General features: G+C 67.8%; 15 protein-coding genes and 1 pseudogene. 8 read left to right on the top strand and 8 right to left on the bottom strand.

The features are described 5' to 3' along the window. The 3 genes from AMD14_RS03205 to fis all read left to right on the top strand — a co-directional run bounded on the left by AMD14_RS03205 (position 1) and on the right by fis (position 2,398). A complete protein-coding gene (locus AMD14_RS03205) occupies positions 1–378 on the top strand; it encodes a helix-turn-helix domain-containing protein (RefSeq protein ID WP_003483164.1) in 378 nt (125 codons plus the stop codon). Between the two features lie 319 nt (positions 379–697). Beyond that, positions 698–2,020, top strand: a complete 1,323-nt coding sequence (locus AMD14_RS22700) for a DUF3426 domain-containing protein (protein WP_011050366.1) — start codon at positions 698–700, stop codon at positions 2,018–2,020. A 105-nt stretch (positions 2,021–2,125) separates the two neighbouring features. Beyond that, on the top strand, positions 2,126–2,398 hold the full coding sequence (fis, locus tag AMD14_RS03190) for a DNA-binding transcriptional regulator Fis (RefSeq protein WP_002804983.1): 273 nt from the start codon (positions 2,126–2,128) through the stop codon (positions 2,396–2,398). Positions 2,399–2,605: 207 nt separating this feature from the next. On the opposite strand, the gene AMD14_RS03185 is transcribed toward fis, so the two are convergent. The 8 genes from AMD14_RS03185 to AMD14_RS03150 form a co-directional block, all read right to left on the bottom strand. Further along, positions 2,606–3,580, bottom strand: a complete 975-nt coding sequence (locus AMD14_RS03185) for a phosphatidate cytidylyltransferase (protein ID WP_015471666.1) — start codon at positions 3,578–3,580, stop codon at positions 2,606–2,608. Beyond that, positions 3,577–4,209, bottom strand: a complete 633-nt coding sequence (locus tag AMD14_RS03180; protein ID WP_003483153.1) for a lysophospholipid acyltransferase family protein — start codon at positions 4,207–4,209, stop codon at positions 3,577–3,579. Before AMD14_RS03180 ends, AMD14_RS03185 begins: the two co-directional genes overlap by 4 nt. Beyond that, positions 4,206–4,844, bottom strand: a complete 639-nt coding sequence (locus AMD14_RS03175; protein ID WP_011050365.1) for a CDP-alcohol phosphatidyltransferase family protein — start codon at positions 4,842–4,844, stop codon at positions 4,206–4,208. Before AMD14_RS03175 ends, AMD14_RS03180 begins: the two co-directional genes overlap by 4 nt. Then, positions 4,844–6,340 carry a TIGR04222 domain-containing membrane protein gene (locus tag AMD14_RS03170; protein WP_011050364.1) on the bottom strand — a complete coding sequence of 499 codons (1,497 nt, stop codon included), beginning with the start codon at positions 6,338–6,340 and terminating at the stop codon, positions 4,844–4,846. Before AMD14_RS03170 ends, AMD14_RS03175 begins: the two co-directional genes overlap by 1 nt. Continuing rightward, positions 6,337–6,783, bottom strand: coding sequence for a hypothetical protein (locus AMD14_RS03165; RefSeq protein ID WP_011050363.1), 447 nt, complete (start codon positions 6,781–6,783; stop codon positions 6,337–6,339). The genes AMD14_RS03170 and AMD14_RS03165 overlap by 4 nt, the downstream gene beginning before the upstream one ends. Then, complete coding sequence (locus AMD14_RS03160) at positions 6,780–8,117, bottom strand: phosphatase PAP2/dual specificity phosphatase family protein (protein ID WP_011050362.1); 1,338 nt, start codon at positions 8,115–8,117, stop codon at positions 6,780–6,782. Before AMD14_RS03160 ends, AMD14_RS03165 begins: the two co-directional genes overlap by 4 nt. After that, entirely contained in the window at positions 8,114–9,874 is a 1,761-nt protein-coding gene (locus AMD14_RS03155; RefSeq protein ID WP_011050361.1) for a bifunctional alpha/beta hydrolase/class I SAM-dependent methyltransferase, read from the bottom strand. The genes AMD14_RS03160 and AMD14_RS03155 overlap by 4 nt, the downstream gene beginning before the upstream one ends. 85 nt (positions 9,875–9,959) lie before the next feature. After that, complete coding sequence (locus AMD14_RS03150; RefSeq protein ID WP_003483143.1) at positions 9,960–10,577, bottom strand: CDP-alcohol phosphatidyltransferase family protein; 618 nt, start codon at positions 10,575–10,577, stop codon at positions 9,960–9,962. 73 nt (positions 10,578–10,650) lie between these two features. Here AMD14_RS03150 and purH point away from each other — a divergent pair, with 73 nt between their 5' ends. The 5 genes and pseudogenes from purH to yccS all read left to right on the top strand — a co-directional run bounded on the left by purH (position 10,651) and on the right by yccS (position 17,163). After that, the gene (purH, locus tag AMD14_RS03145) at positions 10,651–12,234 is read left to right on the top strand and encodes a bifunctional phosphoribosylaminoimidazolecarboxamide formyltransferase/IMP cyclohydrolase (RefSeq protein WP_011050360.1); all 1,584 of its coding nucleotides are present in this window, start codon (positions 10,651–10,653) and stop codon (positions 12,232–12,234) included. 24 nt (positions 12,235–12,258) lie between these two features. Further along, entirely contained in the window at positions 12,259–13,104 is an 846-nt protein-coding gene (locus AMD14_RS03140) for a hypothetical protein (RefSeq protein WP_011050359.1), read from the top strand. A 33-nt stretch (positions 13,105–13,137) separates the two neighbouring features. Beyond that, positions 13,138–14,433 carry a phosphoribosylamine--glycine ligase gene (gene purD / locus AMD14_RS03135; protein WP_011050358.1) on the top strand — a complete coding sequence of 432 codons (1,296 nt, stop codon included), beginning with the start codon at positions 13,138–13,140 and terminating at the stop codon, positions 14,431–14,433. A gap of 262 nt (positions 14,434–14,695) precedes the next feature. Beyond that, positions 14,696–14,883, top strand: a pseudogene (locus AMD14_RS03130) (hypothetical protein). A gap of 66 nt (positions 14,884–14,949) precedes the next feature. Beyond that, positions 14,950–17,163 (top strand): YccS family putative transporter, encoded by a 2,214-nt coding sequence (gene yccS / locus AMD14_RS03125; RefSeq protein ID WP_011050357.1) that lies wholly within the window; start codon positions 14,950–14,952, stop codon positions 17,161–17,163. Positions 17,164–17,238 lie beyond the last annotated feature (75 nt).

Raw genomic sequence — 17,238 nt, 5'->3', positions numbered from 1 at the left:
GTGAGCAAGCTGTACGAACGAGTACGCGAAGCCCGCAGCCTCACCAAGCTGACCCAGGAAGCCCTTGCCGGCGAGCTGGGCGTCACCCGCAGCGCGGTGGCGCAATGGGAGATGGCCGAAGGCACCGCACCGTCGGTGGAAAACCTGATCGGCCTGGCCAAGCGCAGCGGGATGGCGTTCGAATACCTGGCCACCGGCCGCGGCGACCGCGTGTTCGGCCCGCCGGTGTCGGCCATCGCCGAAGAACCGGCGCAGTACCGCCGCCTGGATGACCAGCAACGCGTGCTGCTGACGCGCTTCGACACCCTGACGCCGCGCCAGCGCGCCGGCCTGCTGGATCTGTTGCTGGCTGAAGGGAAGACGCGGCGCAGGCGGTGAATCGGGAATCGGGAATCGGCGAGTTGACGCACCCGGCAGCGAGATCTCAAGGCGATGTTTTGCTAGCTGTAGCCTCCTGATCCTGGATGCGCCTGGGCGTAATCGCCGGCTTGCGTTGCTGTCGCGGCGGCCGTTTTCGGAGACGGCATGCGCTGCGCGCGTTGCGTCGGCATCGACGCAGACGGCGCCATGACCACTTGGGTCGGGTGCGAGAACCTGCAGGCATGCGCGCTGCGGGTTGATCGCATCGCCGCCGGCACAGGTTCGCCGTTGGACGTGCACGTGGTTGAATAAGGGTCTTCCCGCTGCACGCCTGCCGATGTCCGAGACTCCGCCACCGCGCCGCCCCCTGGCCACGTTCCTGCGTGCGACGCCGGCCGCTCCGCCGCTGGTGCCCACCCCGCTGGTTCCGCCTGTGGAGCCGCCGGAGCAGGCCATACCGGCCCCAGGCTCTGCGTTGCCGCCGGCAACACCGCCGCCGGTGGACGCGCAGCAGGCGCTGCGCGTGCCATCGCCTGCCGCCGCGGTGGCTGCGTCGCCGCATCGCGCAACGGGCACGCCCGGGCACGATGGTGTCCAGGCGCCAGTGTCCGGCGAGACGCAACTGCCCGCGCCCGGCACCACGATGCCGTCCGCTTCGGCGACCGCACTCGCGGCCGGACGCGTCTCTGATGCGATGGGCGATCCACCTCGCCCGGCGTCGGCCGCCAGCGACGCCCACGCCAGCGATGACGGGCTGGCCCCGATCGATGCCGCGACCGATGACGCCCTCCAAGACCCAACCGCGCGGACTGCACCTGTCCCGTTGAATTCAGCGCAGCAACGTGCGCCACGTGCGTCGGCGGATGCAGACCTGCCGTCCCGGAATGCGCCGGGTACGTCGAAGGCGCTCACGGAAACGACCGAGCGGCAGGTTCCAACCGCAGCGGCGGCAGCCGCAACGCAGGCCGATACCATCGGCAGCGAGCGGACGGCGAGCACACCCGACGGCCAGTCGCACCCGGGCCGCCCCTCCAGCCATCCGGACCCGGCAACCACCGAGTTCGGCGAGGACGCGCAGTGCGATGCCGGCATCGCGCAGTCCCGCCCCTCCCCTGCGCAGTTGCAGCCCCTGCCCGCTCCCGCCTTGACCGCGCCCGCCTTCGCGCGGCGTGGCGTCACCCGGCCGGGGCTACGCGCCAGCGGGCGCCAGTGGGCGCTGTTGGTCGGGCTGGTCGGCGTGCTCGGGTTGCAGATCGTCATCGCCGACCGCGCGCACCTGGCCACCAGCCCGCGCTGGCGGCCGCTGATCAGCGCGGCCTGCACGCTGGCGCGCTGCAGCGTGCCGGCCTGGCGCGAGCCGGAGGCGCTGACCCTGCTCAACCGCGACGTGCGCCCGCTGCCCGGCGTGGCCGGGGTGCTGCAGATCCAGGCCAGCTTCCGCAACGACGCGCGCTGGGCACAGGCTTGGCCGTGGCTGCAGCTGTCGCTGTCCGATGCCGACGGCCGGGTGATCGGCACCCGCATCTTGTCGCCGCAGGACTATCTGGGACAGTCGCCGGCTGCGCAGGACACGCTGGCGCCGGGTCAGGCGGTGCAGGTCGCGTTTCGGGTGCGCGAACCGGCCGCGAGCACCGCTGCCTTCAGTTTCGACTTCCGGTGAACGGGCGCGACCGCCACGTGGGCGTGGCGAGCGATGAGGTCACGCGCTAGACTCACTCCCCCTCGCCGGCCACGCGTCCCGGCTTCGTGACACTGGGAATCTCCTTTGAACGCAGCCCCCTCTCGTCCTGACACCAGTCGTGGCGCCCCGAAGTCGCCCCTGCGCGAACACGTGGCCCAGTCCGTTCGCCGTTATCTGCGCGACCTGGACGGCAGCGACGCGGACGACGTTTACGAAATCGTGCTGCGCGAGATGGAGATCCCGTTGTTCGTCGAAGTGCTCAACCACTGCGAAGGCAATCAGAGCCGCGCTGCGGCGATGCTGGGCATTCATCGGGCAACCTTGCGCAAGAAGCTTAAAGAGTACGGGCTGACGTAAGCCGGGAATCGGCAATCGTCACGGCGTGCTTCTGCCAGACGTGGCGCGCACGGGCTCCCGATCACAGCGTGGTGTCGTGCGGGTCAGCCTTTCGGTTGGCCAGACGCGGCGGTTGACCGACGCGCGCTGGGCGGATCCGGTGCTGCAGATCGCCAACGGCACGCGATGCACGTGTTGCGATTTCATGACAAGCGATGTGACAAGCGGTCACGCCCAGCCATAGCGAATCAGGTGGAAGAAGACCGGCGCGGCGAAGCACACCGAATCCAGGCGGTCGAGCACACCGCCGTGGCCTTCGATCATATGGCCCCAGTCCTTGATGCCGCGATCGCGCTTGATCGCCGACATCACCAGCCCGCCGAAAAATCCCATCAGGTTGGCCACCAATGCCAGGCCGAAGGCATGCCACGGCGCGAACGGGGTGATCCACCACAGCGCCATCCCGAGCAGGCTGGCCGACACCACGCCGCCGATGAATCCTTCCACCGTTTTGGACGGCGACAATTTCGGCGCGATCAGATGGCGGCCGGCCAGTTTGCCCCACACGTACTGCAGTACGTCCGAGGACTGCACCACGATCACCAGGAAGGCGATCAACAGCAGATTGCGCCCCGCATAGCCGGGAATGTCCAGGTTCAACAGCGCCGGCACATGCGAAATGCAGAACACGCAGATCATCAGGCCCCACTGCACTTTGGCGGTGCGTTCCAGATAACGCGTGGTGTCGCCGCCGATGGTGGCCAGGATCGGCAATACCAGGAACGCGTAGACCGGAATCAGCAAGGTGTACAGGCCGTACCAGCCGGTCCACACCAGGCCGTATTGCCACGGTAACACGACGTAGAACGCGGCCAGTAACGCGTAGTAATCGCCGCGCCGGGTCGGGGTCAAGGTGATGAACTCGCGCAGCGCAAACAACGACACCAACGCGAACAAGCCGATGACGCCGGCGCGGCCAAACACGAACGCAAGGCCGACCACCGCGGCCATCACCCACCACGCACGGATGCGGGCGACCAGGTTGTCCAGCACTGCGCTGGGGCGTTCGCGTGCGCGCCAACGCAGGGTTTCGGAAATCAGCGTGGCGATGATGAGCACCAGCGCGATACCGCTGAACAGCCACAGCGTCTGCTGATGCATCGAAGACTGCTGCAGCTGGCCGCTGTACGCAGACAGGCTCATGCGCGCGCCTCCAAGTGATCCGGCGACAACGCCAGCAACGCCGCACGTGCACGCGTCAGAAATACATCCTTGGTTTCGTCCGCGTCCAGGCGCAATGGCGCGCCAAAGGTGGTGGTGCACAGCAGCGGCAACGGCAACCACTTGCCCTTGGGCATCACGCGCTTGAGGTTGTCGATCCACACCGGCACGAACTCCAGTTCCGGGCGTTGCCGTGCCAGGTGATACAGCCCGCTCTTGAACGGCAGCACGCCATCGTCCGGGTTGCGCGTGCCTTCGGGAAACAGGATCAACGAATCGCCGGCGTCCACCGCATCGCACAGGCACTGGATCGGGTCGCGCGTGCGCTGCGCCGGGTCGCGCTCGATCAATACGCCGTTGAAGACCGCATGGATCAGATAGCGCCGCAGGGCGGTGCGCTGCCAGTAGTCGGCCGCCGCCACCGGGCGCACTTCATGCCGCAGGCCGGCCGGCAGCGATGACCAGATCAGCACGAAATCGCCGTGGCTTGCGTGGTTGCCGTAATACACGCGGCGTTCGTTGGAGGGCGCGCAACCGCGCCACAGCGCACGCGCGCCGGTCAAGGTACGAATGGCGCCGCTGCAGCCGCGCGCGATGAAACGGGCAATCATTTCTGCTCCAGGGTGCGCACGATCGTGCGCAGTCGTACCGCCACCGTCAGCAAGGCACCGGCGATCAACACCGCCAGTGCGCCGATCAGCAGCCAGGCCGCAAGACGCGGCTGGCCCATCCATTGCAGCGGCAAGGCCAGCGCGCCTGCCAGCGACAACCACTGCATGCGTTGCACGCGGCTCATCGGCCCCTGTCGCGGCTCTGGCGTGCCGCAGGCCAGGCCCAGCATGCGCACATATGCGGTGGCCACGCAGCACAGCGCCGCCGCCCACCCCAGTTGCGCAGCCCACGGCAGGCCGGCCTGCAGTCTATAGCCCAGGCCCACGCAGACCAGCACATCGGACAACCGATCGGGCGCATCGTTGTAGACCTCACCGGCACGCGAGACCATGCGCGCCTGGCGCGCCAGCACGCCATCCATGCGGTTGCACCACAGCCGCCCCTGCAGCCCGAGCACCGCCAGCAGCAGTGGCATGGCTCCTTCGCGCGCAGGCGCGCTCAATCCGATGTAGAACATCAGCCCGGCCAGCGCCGCAAACGCGATGCTTACCCACGACACGCCATTGGGCGTGGCGCCACGCCCGCGCAGCACGCGCGCCCATTGCAGCTGCCGCTGTTGCTGTCCGTGTTGCATCAGTCGCCTCCTCCACCGCAGCCGCCACAGCCGCCGCCACCATCGCTGTTATCACCATCGCCGCCGCTGTCGCCGCCGCTCCCGCCGCAGCTGCTGCCGCTGCCACCGGCGTGGCCATGCGGCGCACGCAGGCTGTGGTAGTCGGCCCAAGCGGTCCCGATCAGTGCCGCGGTGCCGTACAGCGCCACTGCCTCGCCTGGATCACCGCCGGTGCGCGCCGCATCGCGTCGCCGCGTGTGACGCAGTGTCGCAAGGCGGGCCTCGCCGCCGAGCGTGCGCCGCACGCGCACCAGCGCAAAGCCCAGCACCAGCAATGTGGTCAGCACCATCAGACACAGCAGATAGCCCACCGGATGGTTGCCCTGCACGCCGATGACCAGCTTGCACAGGCCAAGCCCCCATACCAGCGCCACCGGCACGGTACATGCCAGACGCACCGCGCGTGCCTGCGCCTGGCTCAGCCACAGGCCCTTGTCGATCAAGCGCTGCTCCAGCGGTGCGGCCAGCGCGCGCAACGCGCGCAAGGCCCACACCGGGTCTTCGGTGGTGCGCACCGCTTCCAGTGCCGGCTCCAGCGCAGGCGGAACCGCAATCTGCCGGTGGCAGCGCACCCAGTGGCGTGCCGGTTCGGTTGCGTCGCGCTCCAGATACACCGCATTGCGCACCAGTAACTCGGTGAACCACAGGTCGGCCACGCGATCGGCACCGCCGGCCAGATACGCAAGCTCGCTGGCATCCAGTGCTGCTGCGGTGCGACCGCGTCGCAGCACCCGTCGCAACCATGCCGCCATCGACCAGGCCAGACCGATCAGCGCGATGAACAGCGGCAGGAAATAGACACCGCGCCAGTGCAGCGGCGACAGCCCCCCGCCATTGGCCGCGCGACAGGCCATGCCCACCACCACCGCGATGATCGCCCACGCGAAGACGGCATACGGCACACCGCGCTGCGGCCCAGACAACTGCGGCGCTCCACGCAAGGCCTGCAAGGTCTGTTCGGCAGTGTCCTCGTGGAGCGGATCCAGCGTCGATTGCTGCGGTCGCGCCGCAGGCCACCATTGCGCCGGCGGCTCGCCGAACTGCGTGCGGTAACGCTCCAGCGTCTGGCGGTACTGCGCCTGGAACCGCGCCTGTTCGCCGGCATCGCCGCGTCCGGGTTGATGATGCAGGGTGGTCTGCAGCACGTGCGGGCAGAACTGCTGCCAGTACTCGCGGGTGTCGGTCAGATGCGTATGCCAGACCTGGTCGACCAACGGGCTGGGGGTGACCTCGTGGGTGTCGGTGCAGGCAAGAAAACAGAACCGTCGGTACTCCTCCACCAACGCCTGCGCTTGCGCGGTGCTGCACTGTGCCTGCTTGGCCACGCGCCGAACGAAGGCCGCAAACGCCGCGTCGTCCTGGCCAAAGCGGTAGCCCTGCAGCCGCTGCCACAGCGCCCGCTGCGCTGGCGTGGCGTGTTGCGGTTCGCGCTGAGCGGAATCGGGTGCGTTGCTCATCTGAAGATCCCGAGAGCGAGCGCCGCAGCCACCAACAGCAGTTGCACCACCACGCTTGCCAGCTGCCAACGCAGCAGGCGGCGCATGCCGGCGCAGCGCGATGCCCAGTCGCGTGCGGGCGGCAGCTTCGCCACCAGGCCAATGGCATGCATTGCCGCATCGAGTTGGTGCGCGGCCTCTTGCTCGGTGCCGCCGCAGCGTTCGAGATGCGCGATGGAGGCCGCCAGCAGGTCGGCATCCAGGCCCACGCGAAACGCCCAATAGCGCTGCACCACGCCCGCAAGCACGCTGATGGCATAGCCCAACTGCATCAACGGCGGCGCCTCGGCTACGCCGAGCAAGCCAATGGCCGCCGCCAGCAACAGGAGTGAGAAGCGGTCCAGTGCTGCACCTTGCCGCAGCACTGCGCGCATGGCCGGCAAGGTCAGCGGGGAGGTATTCATTGCGCTCTCCGTTCGGGGATGTCGTCGCCACCGTCATGACCGTCGCATGCCGCCACGATCGCCGCGCGATGCGCGTGCCCAAGCACGATCGACGGCCGCACGGCGCGTAGCTGTGCGATGGCCGCATCCACGTCCCGGGCGCGGCCGCTGCGCACCAGCCAGGTGGCCATGCTGGCAGCACTGCGCGAATAGCCCAATGCGCAACACACCAGCACCGGGCCGTGCGCACGCGCCTGCGCGATCGCCTGCGCCGCCTCGCGTAGTTGCGCTGGCGACGGTGCGACCAGATCGAGCATCGGCACCACACGGTCCTGCGCCTGCGCGGCGTACAACGAGAGCTCTGCAGACACGTCCACCACCGCAGCACGCTCGTCGCGCTGGCCGGGCAGCGGAATCCGCCCCAGCCACACGCCATCGCATACCGCGCGCGGCGACGGGGCGCGCCGCGTCCAGAGGCGCGAGTTGCACCATGCTGCCATCAGATACGGTGCATACAACCAGCGCGCGGCAAGACTCAGGCGCCCATCGCTGCGCTTCTGGAATCCGCCCGGCCCGAGCAGCGCGTAATTCAACGCAACCAGCAGCAAAGCCAAGGCGATCCACAGCAACCACAGTCCTGCACCTCCGCTCCATAGCGCCAGCGCAGCGCTGACCAGCGCGCCGGCCAGATACATCACGGCCAAGCGCCAACGACGCAGGTCGCGTGCAAACCGTGCCCGCGCGAACGGTGCAGCGATACGCTCCGGCCACATCCACACGCATAGCCAGCCCACCGCGAGCCCGGTGGGAATATCCAGAAAGTGATGCTGATACGTGGTCAGCACCGACACACCGATCAATGCGAACCAGGCATGCAGCAGCCAGCGCCACACCCCGCAAAGATGCTGCGCATAGCGCACCCACAGCACAACCAACAGCACGATGTGCAGCGATGGCGCCTGATTGAAGGGTTTGTCAAAACCCAGCAGCACCGCGAACAGCCAGCCGAACACGCCCCCGGTCTCGGGCCGCACGAAGCTGTAGCGCAGCGGCCACAGCAAAAAACACGCCACGCAGATCAGCTGTGCGCTGAGCAAGCGCAGTGCATGGGTGTCCAGCTCGCGGCGATTGCGGCAGACAAAAAACGAGACCGCGTAGCACGCATCGATCGACCAGTACGGCACGATGGTCCACGGCCAGAACGGCATGCCGTGTTCCCAGCCGAATACCACCGACGGCACCTGCGTCGCCCGCCCGGCCAGCGTGTTGGCCAGGCCGTAACTGAGGAAGAAAAACGGCCCCAGCAACGCCAGCCACAGCGCGGCACGACCGACTGGCCGCGCAGCGCGGCTCATGCGTCGACCCGCTGCGCCATCGACACGGTGAAGATGCCGAACGCATCGATGCGTTGCGCCACCTTGCGAAAGCCCGCCGCTTCCACCAGGCCATCCATCTCCTGCTGGCTCCGCCGGCGCATCACCCAGGCCACGCCATCGCGGTGACTGGTCAGCGCGCGCGCAATGAATTCCAGCTGCGGATGCCAGGGCTGACCGGTGTAAAGCAGATAACCGCCCGGCTGCACCGCCGCGGCCAGGCCGGCCAGCGAGCGCGCGACCTGGTCGTTATCGGCAAACAATTCGTACAGGCCCGAGACCACCGCCAGCGTCGGAGCCGGTTGCACGGACGCCAATGCTGCCGGGTCGAACGCATCGCCTTGTTCGAAACGGGCGATGTCGCCAGCGCCCAGCGCCTGGATCAGCGCAGTGCCCTGGGTCACGTTGGGCGGGCTGAAGTCGCGCAGCACGATTGCATCGGCACGCTGTGCGCCGCTGCCCAGCGCCTGGAGCACATAGCGGCCGTGTCCGGCAGCGATGTCCAGGACGCGTACCGGCTTGCCGGCGCCACGCAAGCGCGCCGCTGCCTCGCGCAGCAATTCGCCCAGATGGCTGCCGCGGATGCGGATGCCGCGCCAACCGATCGCGTTGAGATACGTGCGGTCGATCATGCGGCCCAGCGGCCCGCGACCATGCGCCTGATTGCGGTAGATGTAGTCCAATGTGCTGCCGGAATCGAAACCGGTCTGCAGACCAAGCGCGATGCCCTCGGAGAGCTTGCCACCCAGGCGCAGGCCGGCACGCACGCCGCGCCAGCGCAGGTCCTGCAGGCTGTTGCGCTGCGGTGGCCAGGCCAGCCGTTCGGCCTCTTCGAAACTGGGGCCGGCACGGTGGGCATTGCGCAGCGCGGCGCGCACCGGCGGTTGCGCAAACCGCACTTGGACGAACTGGCGAATGTGCGCGATGGCAATCGCGCGATCGCGTTCGCCCAGGGTGTCGTGGAAAAACCCCGGCAGCCAGTGGCGCTGCTTGATCGGCGAGCGCAGGTTTTCGTAGAAGCGATCCTGCGGGCCGCGATGCACCACAACATCCGCGCCGGAGACCAGCAACTGGGTCGGCACGGTGATCGCCTGTGCATCGTCCACCACGCGATCGGCGGCCGCGTACAGACCGAGCAATACGCGCACCGAAATCGGGCGGGTGATCAACGGATCGGTGCGATAGCTTTCCACGCGCGCCGGATCATGCGTCAGCCATTGCGGCTTGACGTAGCTGTTGACGAAGAAGTTACCGCGCAGCGCATGCAGCAACGCCAACCCGGCGCGTGCGAACGGCACATACAACTTCACCTTGAACGCCGGCGATGCCAGCACCAGCGCGCGCAGCGGCGGGGCGTAATCGTGTACCCAGGTGGCAGCCACCACCGCGCCCACACTCTGCGCAATCACCACGATGTCCTGCACGGCGATGCCGTGGGTGGCGCGAAGATGCGCGATGAAGCTGTCCAGATCGCGCACCAGCGCCTCGAAGCCCGGCGCATCGCCACGCACGCCGGGCGAGCGACCGTTGCCGCGTGCATCCCAGGCAAAGAACTGCGCATCGGGCATGTCGAGTTCTTCGGCAAGATGCATCACACGGCCGGAGTGCTCATGGCCACGATGCAGCAGCACCACCGCCCTGGGCGTGCCGGTCGCGACGGCATCGTGCAACGGCCAGTGCCGGTAGAACAGCGGCACACCATCGAAACTGACGAACTCGCGCTCTAGCACTGTGCGCATCGAAGCATCCTGAAAGTCGAAAGGTTGAATCGCAGAGATCACCGCACAGCAGCGCGGCCAGCGGCGTTGCTGCGGCGATGTATCGCTAGGTGCCTGCGGGCGCCTCGGCCAGACCGGCGCGCACCCGCCGCCACACCGTGGCCATGCAGGCCAGACTCAAGGCGATGGCGACCCAGGTGACGCCGCGCGCACCGAGCAACCCGCAGGCCAGGCCCACGCCCAGCACGCCGATCACCAAGGCGCGGTCGCTCTTGCCCATCGGCCCGTCGTAACGGCGGCTGGCGCCGACCATCAGGCCGAGCACGCCGGCGTATTCGGTCAGCGCGGCCAGCAGCGCGAAGATCCATAGCCACGGTGCGCTCACACCGGGCACGCCAAGCAGGCTCAAGTACAATGCCGCATCGGCCACCACATCGCACAGTTCGTTGAGGTAGGCGCCCAGCCGCGATTGCTGGCCGAACTCGCGCGCCAGCATGCCGTCCACCGCGTTGAGCGCCATGCGCACCAGCATCCACACCGGCAGCAGCAGATACAGCAGCGGCCGGCTGGGGCCGCCGCGCAACACCACCGCCGCCACCATGAGCGACACCGCCGCTGCGATCAGCGTGACCTGATTGGCGGTAATGCCACCGCGATACAGCGCGCCCACCATCGGTCGCAGCAGCGCCTGGAAGCGTCCCTTCAATGCATAGATCGAGGCCATACGGAGTGTTGAGTCCATTCGAGCGCTGGCGCAGCCTACAATATCGGCTGCTCCGCAACGACATCCCCCACCGATGGCCTCTGATTTCCTGCCCGTGCGCCGGGCCCTGCTCTCCGTTTCCGACAAGACCGGCCTGATCGACCTGGCCCGCGCGCTGGTGGCGCGCAACGTCGAGCTGCTGTCCACCGGCGGCACCGCCAAGGCGATCCGCGAAGCCGGCCTGCCGGTGAAGGACGTCGCCGAGCTGACCGGTTTTCCGGAAATGATGGATGGCCGCGTCAAGACGCTGCACCCGCTGGTGCACGGCGGCCTGCTCGGACGCGCCGGTGTCGACGAAGCGGTGATGGCCGAGCACGGCATCGTGCCGATCGACCTGCTGGTGCTGAACCTGTATCCGTTCGAGTCGGTCACCGTGAAAGCCGATTGCACGCTGGCCGATGCGGTGGAAAACATCGACATCGGCGGCCCGGCGATGTTGCGCAGCGCGGCCAAGAATTTCGCGCGCGTGGCCGTGGCCGCCGACCCGGCGCAGTACGCCGACCTGCTGGTCGAACTGGAGGCCAACGACGGCCAGCTGTCGGCGGCCAAGCGCTTTGCGCTGTCGGTGGCTGCGTTCAATCGCGTGGCGCAGTATGACGCGGCGATCAGCAACTATCTCTCGGCAGTGGCCGACAGCGCCGAGGCAGTGCCCACGCGCAGCCCGTTCCCGGCGCAGATCAATTCCAACTTCGTCAAGGTGATGGACCTGCGTTACGGCGAGAACCCGCACCAGTCCGGCGCGTTCTACCGCGACCTGTATCCGGTGCCGGGCACGCTGGCCACCTTCCAGCAGTTGCAGGGCAAGGAACTGAGCTACAACAACCTGGCCGATGCCGATGCGGCGTGGGAATGCGTGCGCCAGTTCGACGCGCCGGCCTGCGTGATCGTCAAGCACGCCAACCCCTGCGGCGTGGCGGTGGGCGCGGGCTGCGGCGATGCCTATGAGCTGGCCTACGCCACCGACCCCACCAGCGCGTTCGGCGGCATCCTGGCGTTCAACAAGACCCTTGACGCAGCGACGGCAAAAGCCATCCTCGATCGCCAGTTCGTCGAAGTGCTGATCGCGCCCGACTACGAGGCCGGCGCGCTGGAATACGCCACCAAGAAGGCCAACGTGCGCGTGCTCAAGATTCCGCACGGCAATGGCCTCAACAACTACGACACCAAGCGGATCGGCTCGGGCCTGTTGATGCAATCGGCCGACAACCGCGGCATGTCGCAGGGCGAGTTGAGCGTGGTCACCCAGCGTGCGCCCAACGAGGCGGAGCTGGGCGACCTGCTGTTTGCCTGGCGCGTGGCCAAGTACGTCAAATCCAACGCGATCGTCTATGCCAAGGACAACCGCACCATTGGCGTGGGCGCCGGGCAGATGAGCCGCGTGGTCAGCGCCAAGATCGCTGCCCTCAAGGCCGAAGAAGCCAAGCTCACCGTGGCCGGTTCGGTGATGGCATCGGATGCGTTCTTCCCGTTCCGCGACGGCATCGATGCTGCGGCTGCGGCCGGCATCAAGGCAGTGATCCAGCCCGGCGGTTCGATGCGCGACGGCGAGGTGATCGCCGCCGCCGACGAACACGGCATCGCGATGGTGTTCACCGGCGTGCGCCACTTCCGGCATTGATGTCACCGGCACAGGGATAGGTCGATGCAGCGTTTGCGTTGTTTTGCCGCGTGTCTTGCGACCGTCGTGCTGTTGGGCGCGTGCAAGCAAGCGCCTGCGCCCGCGGCGGCGCCGGGTGCCGCGGCACCTGCCGCGCCCAGCGATGGCCCTCATCTGAGCCGCACCGAGCGGCTGGATGGGTTCTTGCGCACGCGCTACGGCGCCAAGGCCGGCCTGGCCGCGCAGTGGAGCGGCGAAGCCGACGGCTTCAAGGCCGACAGCGAAGTCTGTGCCGAACAGCCGGTGGTGGTGGGCGATCAGGTGCAGCAACTGCTGGCGGTCTGCCACAGCCTCAGCGATGCCGGCCACGGCAACCCGGGCCTGATCGATTTCTTCGTGCTGCGCGGCGATGGCGACGGGTTCAAGGTCGTGGTCGAACGGCTCGCCGACGGCTACGGCAGCGACGGTCAGCCCGGCAGCGTGGACGTCCTGCGCCTGGGCAGCGATTTCTACGGCTTTGCCGTGCACAGTTTCTGGATGGGCCAGGGCCTGATGCTGGAATCGCAGGATCTGGTCGTGCCCGGCCCCAAGGGCTTGGTCAATGCCGGCTCGCTGCGGGCGCATATCGACAACAGCGGCGCACTGGCCTGCGACGACGACGCGCGCGAGCCGGACCAGACCCAGGCGCAATGCCTTGCCGACGCCTTCGACGTGGATTTCGCGCTGGAGGTGGACAACAGCGCGCCGCAGGCGCGCACCTGGCCGCTGCGCATCCACGAGCACGGCAGCGATTGCGGGGTTGCCCTGGACAAGACGCACGTCTTCGCGCTCGACACCAAGACCTGGACCTACCCGTTTCCCAACGCACTGCAGCGCGAAGGCTGCAGATAGCGCCCCCTTCCCCCTTACTAGCGAGCAACTGCCTTGAAAATCCTCGTCATCGGCTCCGGCGGCCGTGAACATGCCCTGGCCTGGAAGATCGCGCAGTCCGCGCGCGTGAGCGAGGTGCTGGTGGCACCGGGCAATGCCGGCACCGCCACCGAAGCCAAGTGCCGCAACGTCGCGATCAAGGTCGACGACCTGGATGGCCTGCTCGCCCTGGCGCAGCGCGAAGCCGTCGCGCTCACCGTGGTCGGCCCGGAAGTGCCGCTGGTGCTGGGCGTGGTCGACCGCTTCCATGCCGCCGGCCTGCGCATCTTCGGCCCCACCGCCAAGGCCGCGCAGCTGGAAGGCAGCAAGGCCTTCGCCAAGGATTTCCTCGCCCGCCACGGCATTCCCACCGCGTATTACGCCGTGCACACCGAAGTGGACGCCGCGCTGGCCTACGTGCGCGAGAAAGGCACGCCCATCGTGGTCAAGGCCGACGGCCTGGCTGCCGGCAAGGGCGTGATCGTGGCGCTGACCCTGGCCGAGGCCGAAGATGCGGTGCGCGACATGCTCTCTGGCAATGCGTTCGGCGATGCCGGCGCACGCGTGGTCATCGAGGAATTCCTCGATGGGGAAGAGGCCAGCTTCATCTCGATGGTCGATGGCAAACACGCCTTGCCGATGGCCACCAGCCAGGACCACAAGCGTGTCGGCGACGGCGACACCGGCCCGAATACCGGCGGCATGGGCGCCTACTCACCTGCGCCGGTGGTCACGCCCGAGGTGCATGCGCGGGTGATGCGCGAAGTGGTCGAGCCGACCGTGCAGGGCATGATCGCCGATGGCGTGCCGTTCACCGGTTTTCTGTATGCCGGGCTGATGATCGACGCGCATGGCGCGCCGAAGGTGATCGAATTCAACGTGCGCTTCGGCGACCCGGAAACCCAGCCGGTGATGCTGCGCCTGCAGTCGGATCTGGTCGATCTGCTCGAGGCGGCCATCGACGGCAAGCTCGACGGCGCGCATGCGCAGTGGGATCCGCGCCCGTCGCTTGGCGTGGTCATCGCCGCCAGGCCTTACCCCGACACCCCGGTCACCGGTGAGGTCATCGCCGGGCTGGACGCGGTGCCGGCCAGCGCCAAGGTCTTCCATGCCGGCACCGCGTTGAATGCCGCTGGCGAAGTGGTCAGCGCCGGTGGCCGCGTGCTGTGCGTCGCCGCCCTGGGCGACAGCGTGCAGGACGCCCAGCGCACCGCCTATGCCGGCCTCAAGCCGATCCACTGGAGCAGCGCCTTCCAGCGCAGCGACATCGGCTGGCGGGCGATCGCCCGCGAGCGGCAGGCGCAGGGCTAAGCCGCGTCCTTCCCCCGCCGGCGGGGAAGGTGCCCGAAGGGCGGATGGGGGCAAGTTCGGACATCCACCGTATCGGCCGAACAGAGCAACAGCGCGCTGGTACTCGACGACGCAGCGACATCGGCTGGCGGGCCATCGCCCACGAGCGGCAGGCGCAGGGCTGAGCCGCGTCCTTCCCCCGCCGGCGGGGGAAGGTGCCCGAAGGGCGGATGGGGGCAAGTTCGGACATCCACTGGTATCGGCCGAACAGAGCAACGGCGCGCTGGTAGTCGCCGACAAGGCGCTGTTCGAGCGCGCAGCCGCAGGTTGGGCGCGATAGACGTCCGTGCAGCTGGGCGGACGCGCAGTTCGCATGGCTGCGCCCAGGCGCGGGCTGCGGGCTGCGGGCTGCGGCGCAATCGTGCACTCCGCTCCAGTCCGCGCACATGCCGGCTACTGACAAAGAACTAGCCGCCGTCCACCCCGATGGCGCATGGCTGCGGCAATAATGCCCGGGCTCCCTGCCTTGTAGAGACTGTGGCCACTCCCTCCTTCGAAACCCGCCTCAGCCGTTTGTGGGCCCATGAAAAGGCCAGCTATGGCCTGCGTGTGTTCATCGCGCTGGCGGTGGCGATGGGCGTGTGCTGGCACTGGCAACAGCTCACTGCGGTGCCGGCGCTGTTTCTGGGCGCCATTGCCAGCGCCATTGCCGAAACCGACGACAACTGGCTGGGCCGCATCAAATCGGTGCTGCTCTCGCTGCTGTGTTTCGCCGCTGCCGCAGCCGCAGTGGTGGTGCTGTTTCCGTACCCGCTGCCGTTCGTGCTGGGCATGGCGTTGGCCACGTTCTCGTTGACCCTGCTCGGTGCGCTGGGCGAGCGCTATGCCTCGATCGCGCAGGCCACGGTGGCCTTGTCGATCTACGCCATGATCGGCATGGACCAGCATGGCAGCCGCGATCCGCTGATCGCCTGGCACGGCGCGGCGCTGCTGCTGATCGGCGCCACCTGGTACGGCGTGCTGTCGATCCTGTGGACCATCCTGTTCGCCAATCGCCCGGTGCGCGAGCGGCTGTCGCGGCTGTTTTTCGAATTGGGCCGCTATCTCAAGCTCAAGGCCGATCTGTTCGAACCGGTGCGCCAGAGCGACCTGCATGCACGCCGGCTGGCCTTGGCCGAACAGAACGCCAAGGTGGTCGGCGCGCTCAATGCGGCCAAGACCGCCATCATGAGCCGCTTCGGCCGCTCGGGGCGGCCGGGCGTGCAATCGGGCCTGTATTTCCGCCTGTATTACATGGCGCAGGACTTCCATGAGCGCGCCAGTTCCTCGCACTATCCTTACGAGGCGCTCACCGACGCGTTCTTCCACAGCGATGTGCTGTATCGCTGCCAGCGCCTGCTCGCCCTGCAAGGCAAGGCGTGCGCGGCGTTGGGCGAGGCGATTCGCCTGCGCCATCCGTTCGATTACGGCGACAGCAGCCGCCTGGCCACCGAAGACCTGCGCCAATCGCTGGATTATCTGCACGCGCGCGCCGACCCCGCACTGGCCCGCCTGCTCGGCGCGCTGGAACTGCTGGTGACCAACCTGCAGAGTATCGAACGCAGGTTGTCGGAAGCGGCGCAATCCGATTCCACCAGCGACAACCTCGACACCCGGCTGCGCGATTCCTCGCCGCACACCTTGCGCGAAATGGGCGCGCGGCTGGTGCAGCAACTCACGCCCGGCTCGGTGCTGTTCCGCCACGGCCTGCGCATGGCCATCGCGCTGCTGGTGGGCTACGCCATCATGCAATCCATCCATGCCGACAACGGGTACTGGATCCTGCTCACCACCGCATTCGTGTGCCGGCCCAACTACGGCGCCACGCGCCTGCGGCTGGTGCAGCGCATTGCCGGCACCTTGATCGGCCTGGTCGCCACCTGGGCGCTGATGCAGCTGTTCCCCGGCACCGAGGTGCAACTGCTGCTGGCGCTGGCCGGCGCGCTGGTGTTCTTCATCACCCGCACCGATCGCTACATGCTGGCCACCGCCGGCATCACGGTGATGGCGCTGTTCTGCTTCAACCTGCTGGGCGATGGTTTCGTGCTGATCTGGCCGCGCCTGATCGACACCCTGATCGGTTGCGCGATTGCTGCGGCCGCCTCGTTCCTGATCCTGCCGGACTGGCAGGGCCGCCGGCTGAACCAGGTAATGGCCACGGTGCTGGCCAGCTGCGCGCGTTATCTGGCCCAGGTGCTGGAGCAGTACGCCAGCGGCAAGCGCGACGACCTGCCCTACCGCATTGCGCGCCGCGACATGCACAACGCCGATGCCGCGTTGTCGGTGGCGTTATCCAACATGCTGCGCGAACCCGGCCGCTATCGGCGCAATCTGGATGCGGGCTTTCGCTTCCTGGCGCTGTCCAACACCTTGCTCGGCTATCTGTCGGCACTGGGCGCGCACCGCGCCGCGCTGGAGGGCGAACACGATGCCACCATCGCGCAGGCTGGTGAGTATCTGCAGCGCGCACTGAGCGAGATCGCCAGCGCCCTTGGCCAACGCCAACCGCTGCCGACGCACGACGAAAGCGAAGAATTGGCCATCGCAGAAGAGCTGGAACACCATCCGGTGCAACTACCGCCCAAGCAACGCCTGGTGCGCGACCAACTGGCATTGACGCTGCGCCTGCTGCCCAAACTGCGCGCTGCGGCGTTGGCGGTGACCACGGCGCCGGCAGAGAACGCGCCGCGTCTGGCGACGACCAAGGCCTAGAGCGTGTGATGCACTTTGACAGGACGCTTCGCACTCACCTCAAAGTACACAACACGCTCTAGCCGCCAGTGATCG

Source organism: Xanthomonas citri pv. citri (genome assembly GCF_000961215.1).
GTDB classification, from domain to species: Bacteria; Pseudomonadota; Gammaproteobacteria; order Xanthomonadales; family Xanthomonadaceae; genus Xanthomonas; species Xanthomonas cissicola.
Note: the sequence above shows the minus strand (reverse complement) of the source record. Positions and strands in the feature narration are given on the sequence as shown.

What these genes read in the sequence shown, in the direction of transcription:
- AMD14_RS22700 (WP_011050366.1), top strand. Translation starts at nt 698, where the DNA reads ATGTCCGAGACTCCGCCACCGCGCCGCCCCCTGGCCACGTTCCTGCGT.
- AMD14_RS03185 (WP_015471666.1), bottom strand. Translation starts at nt 3,580, where the DNA reads ATGAGCCTGTCTGCGTACAGCGGCCAGCTGCAGCAGTCTTCGATGCAT.
- AMD14_RS03180 (WP_003483153.1), bottom strand. Translation starts at nt 4,209, where the DNA reads ATGATTGCCCGTTTCATCGCGCGCGGCTGCAGCGGCGCCATTCGTACC.
- AMD14_RS03175 (WP_011050365.1), bottom strand. Translation starts at nt 4,844, where the DNA reads ATGCAACACGGACAGCAACAGCGGCAGCTGCAATGGGCGCGCGTGCTG.
- AMD14_RS03170 (WP_011050364.1), bottom strand. Translation starts at nt 6,340, where the DNA reads ATGAGCAACGCACCCGATTCCGCTCAGCGCGAACCGCAACACGCCACG.
- AMD14_RS03165 (WP_011050363.1), bottom strand. Translation starts at nt 6,783, where the DNA reads ATGAATACCTCCCCGCTGACCTTGCCGGCCATGCGCGCAGTGCTGCGG.
- AMD14_RS03160 (WP_011050362.1), bottom strand. Translation starts at nt 8,117, where the DNA reads ATGAGCCGCGCTGCGCGGCCAGTCGGTCGTGCCGCGCTGTGGCTGGCG.
- AMD14_RS03155 (WP_011050361.1), bottom strand. Translation starts at nt 9,874, where the DNA reads ATGCGCACAGTGCTAGAGCGCGAGTTCGTCAGTTTCGATGGTGTGCCG.
- AMD14_RS03150 (WP_003483143.1), bottom strand. Translation starts at nt 10,577, where the DNA reads ATGGCCTCGATCTATGCATTGAAGGGACGCTTCCAGGCGCTGCTGCGA.
- purH (WP_011050360.1), top strand. Translation starts at nt 10,651, where the DNA reads ATGGCCTCTGATTTCCTGCCCGTGCGCCGGGCCCTGCTCTCCGTTTCC.
- AMD14_RS03140 (WP_011050359.1), top strand. Translation starts at nt 12,259, where the DNA reads ATGCAGCGTTTGCGTTGTTTTGCCGCGTGTCTTGCGACCGTCGTGCTG.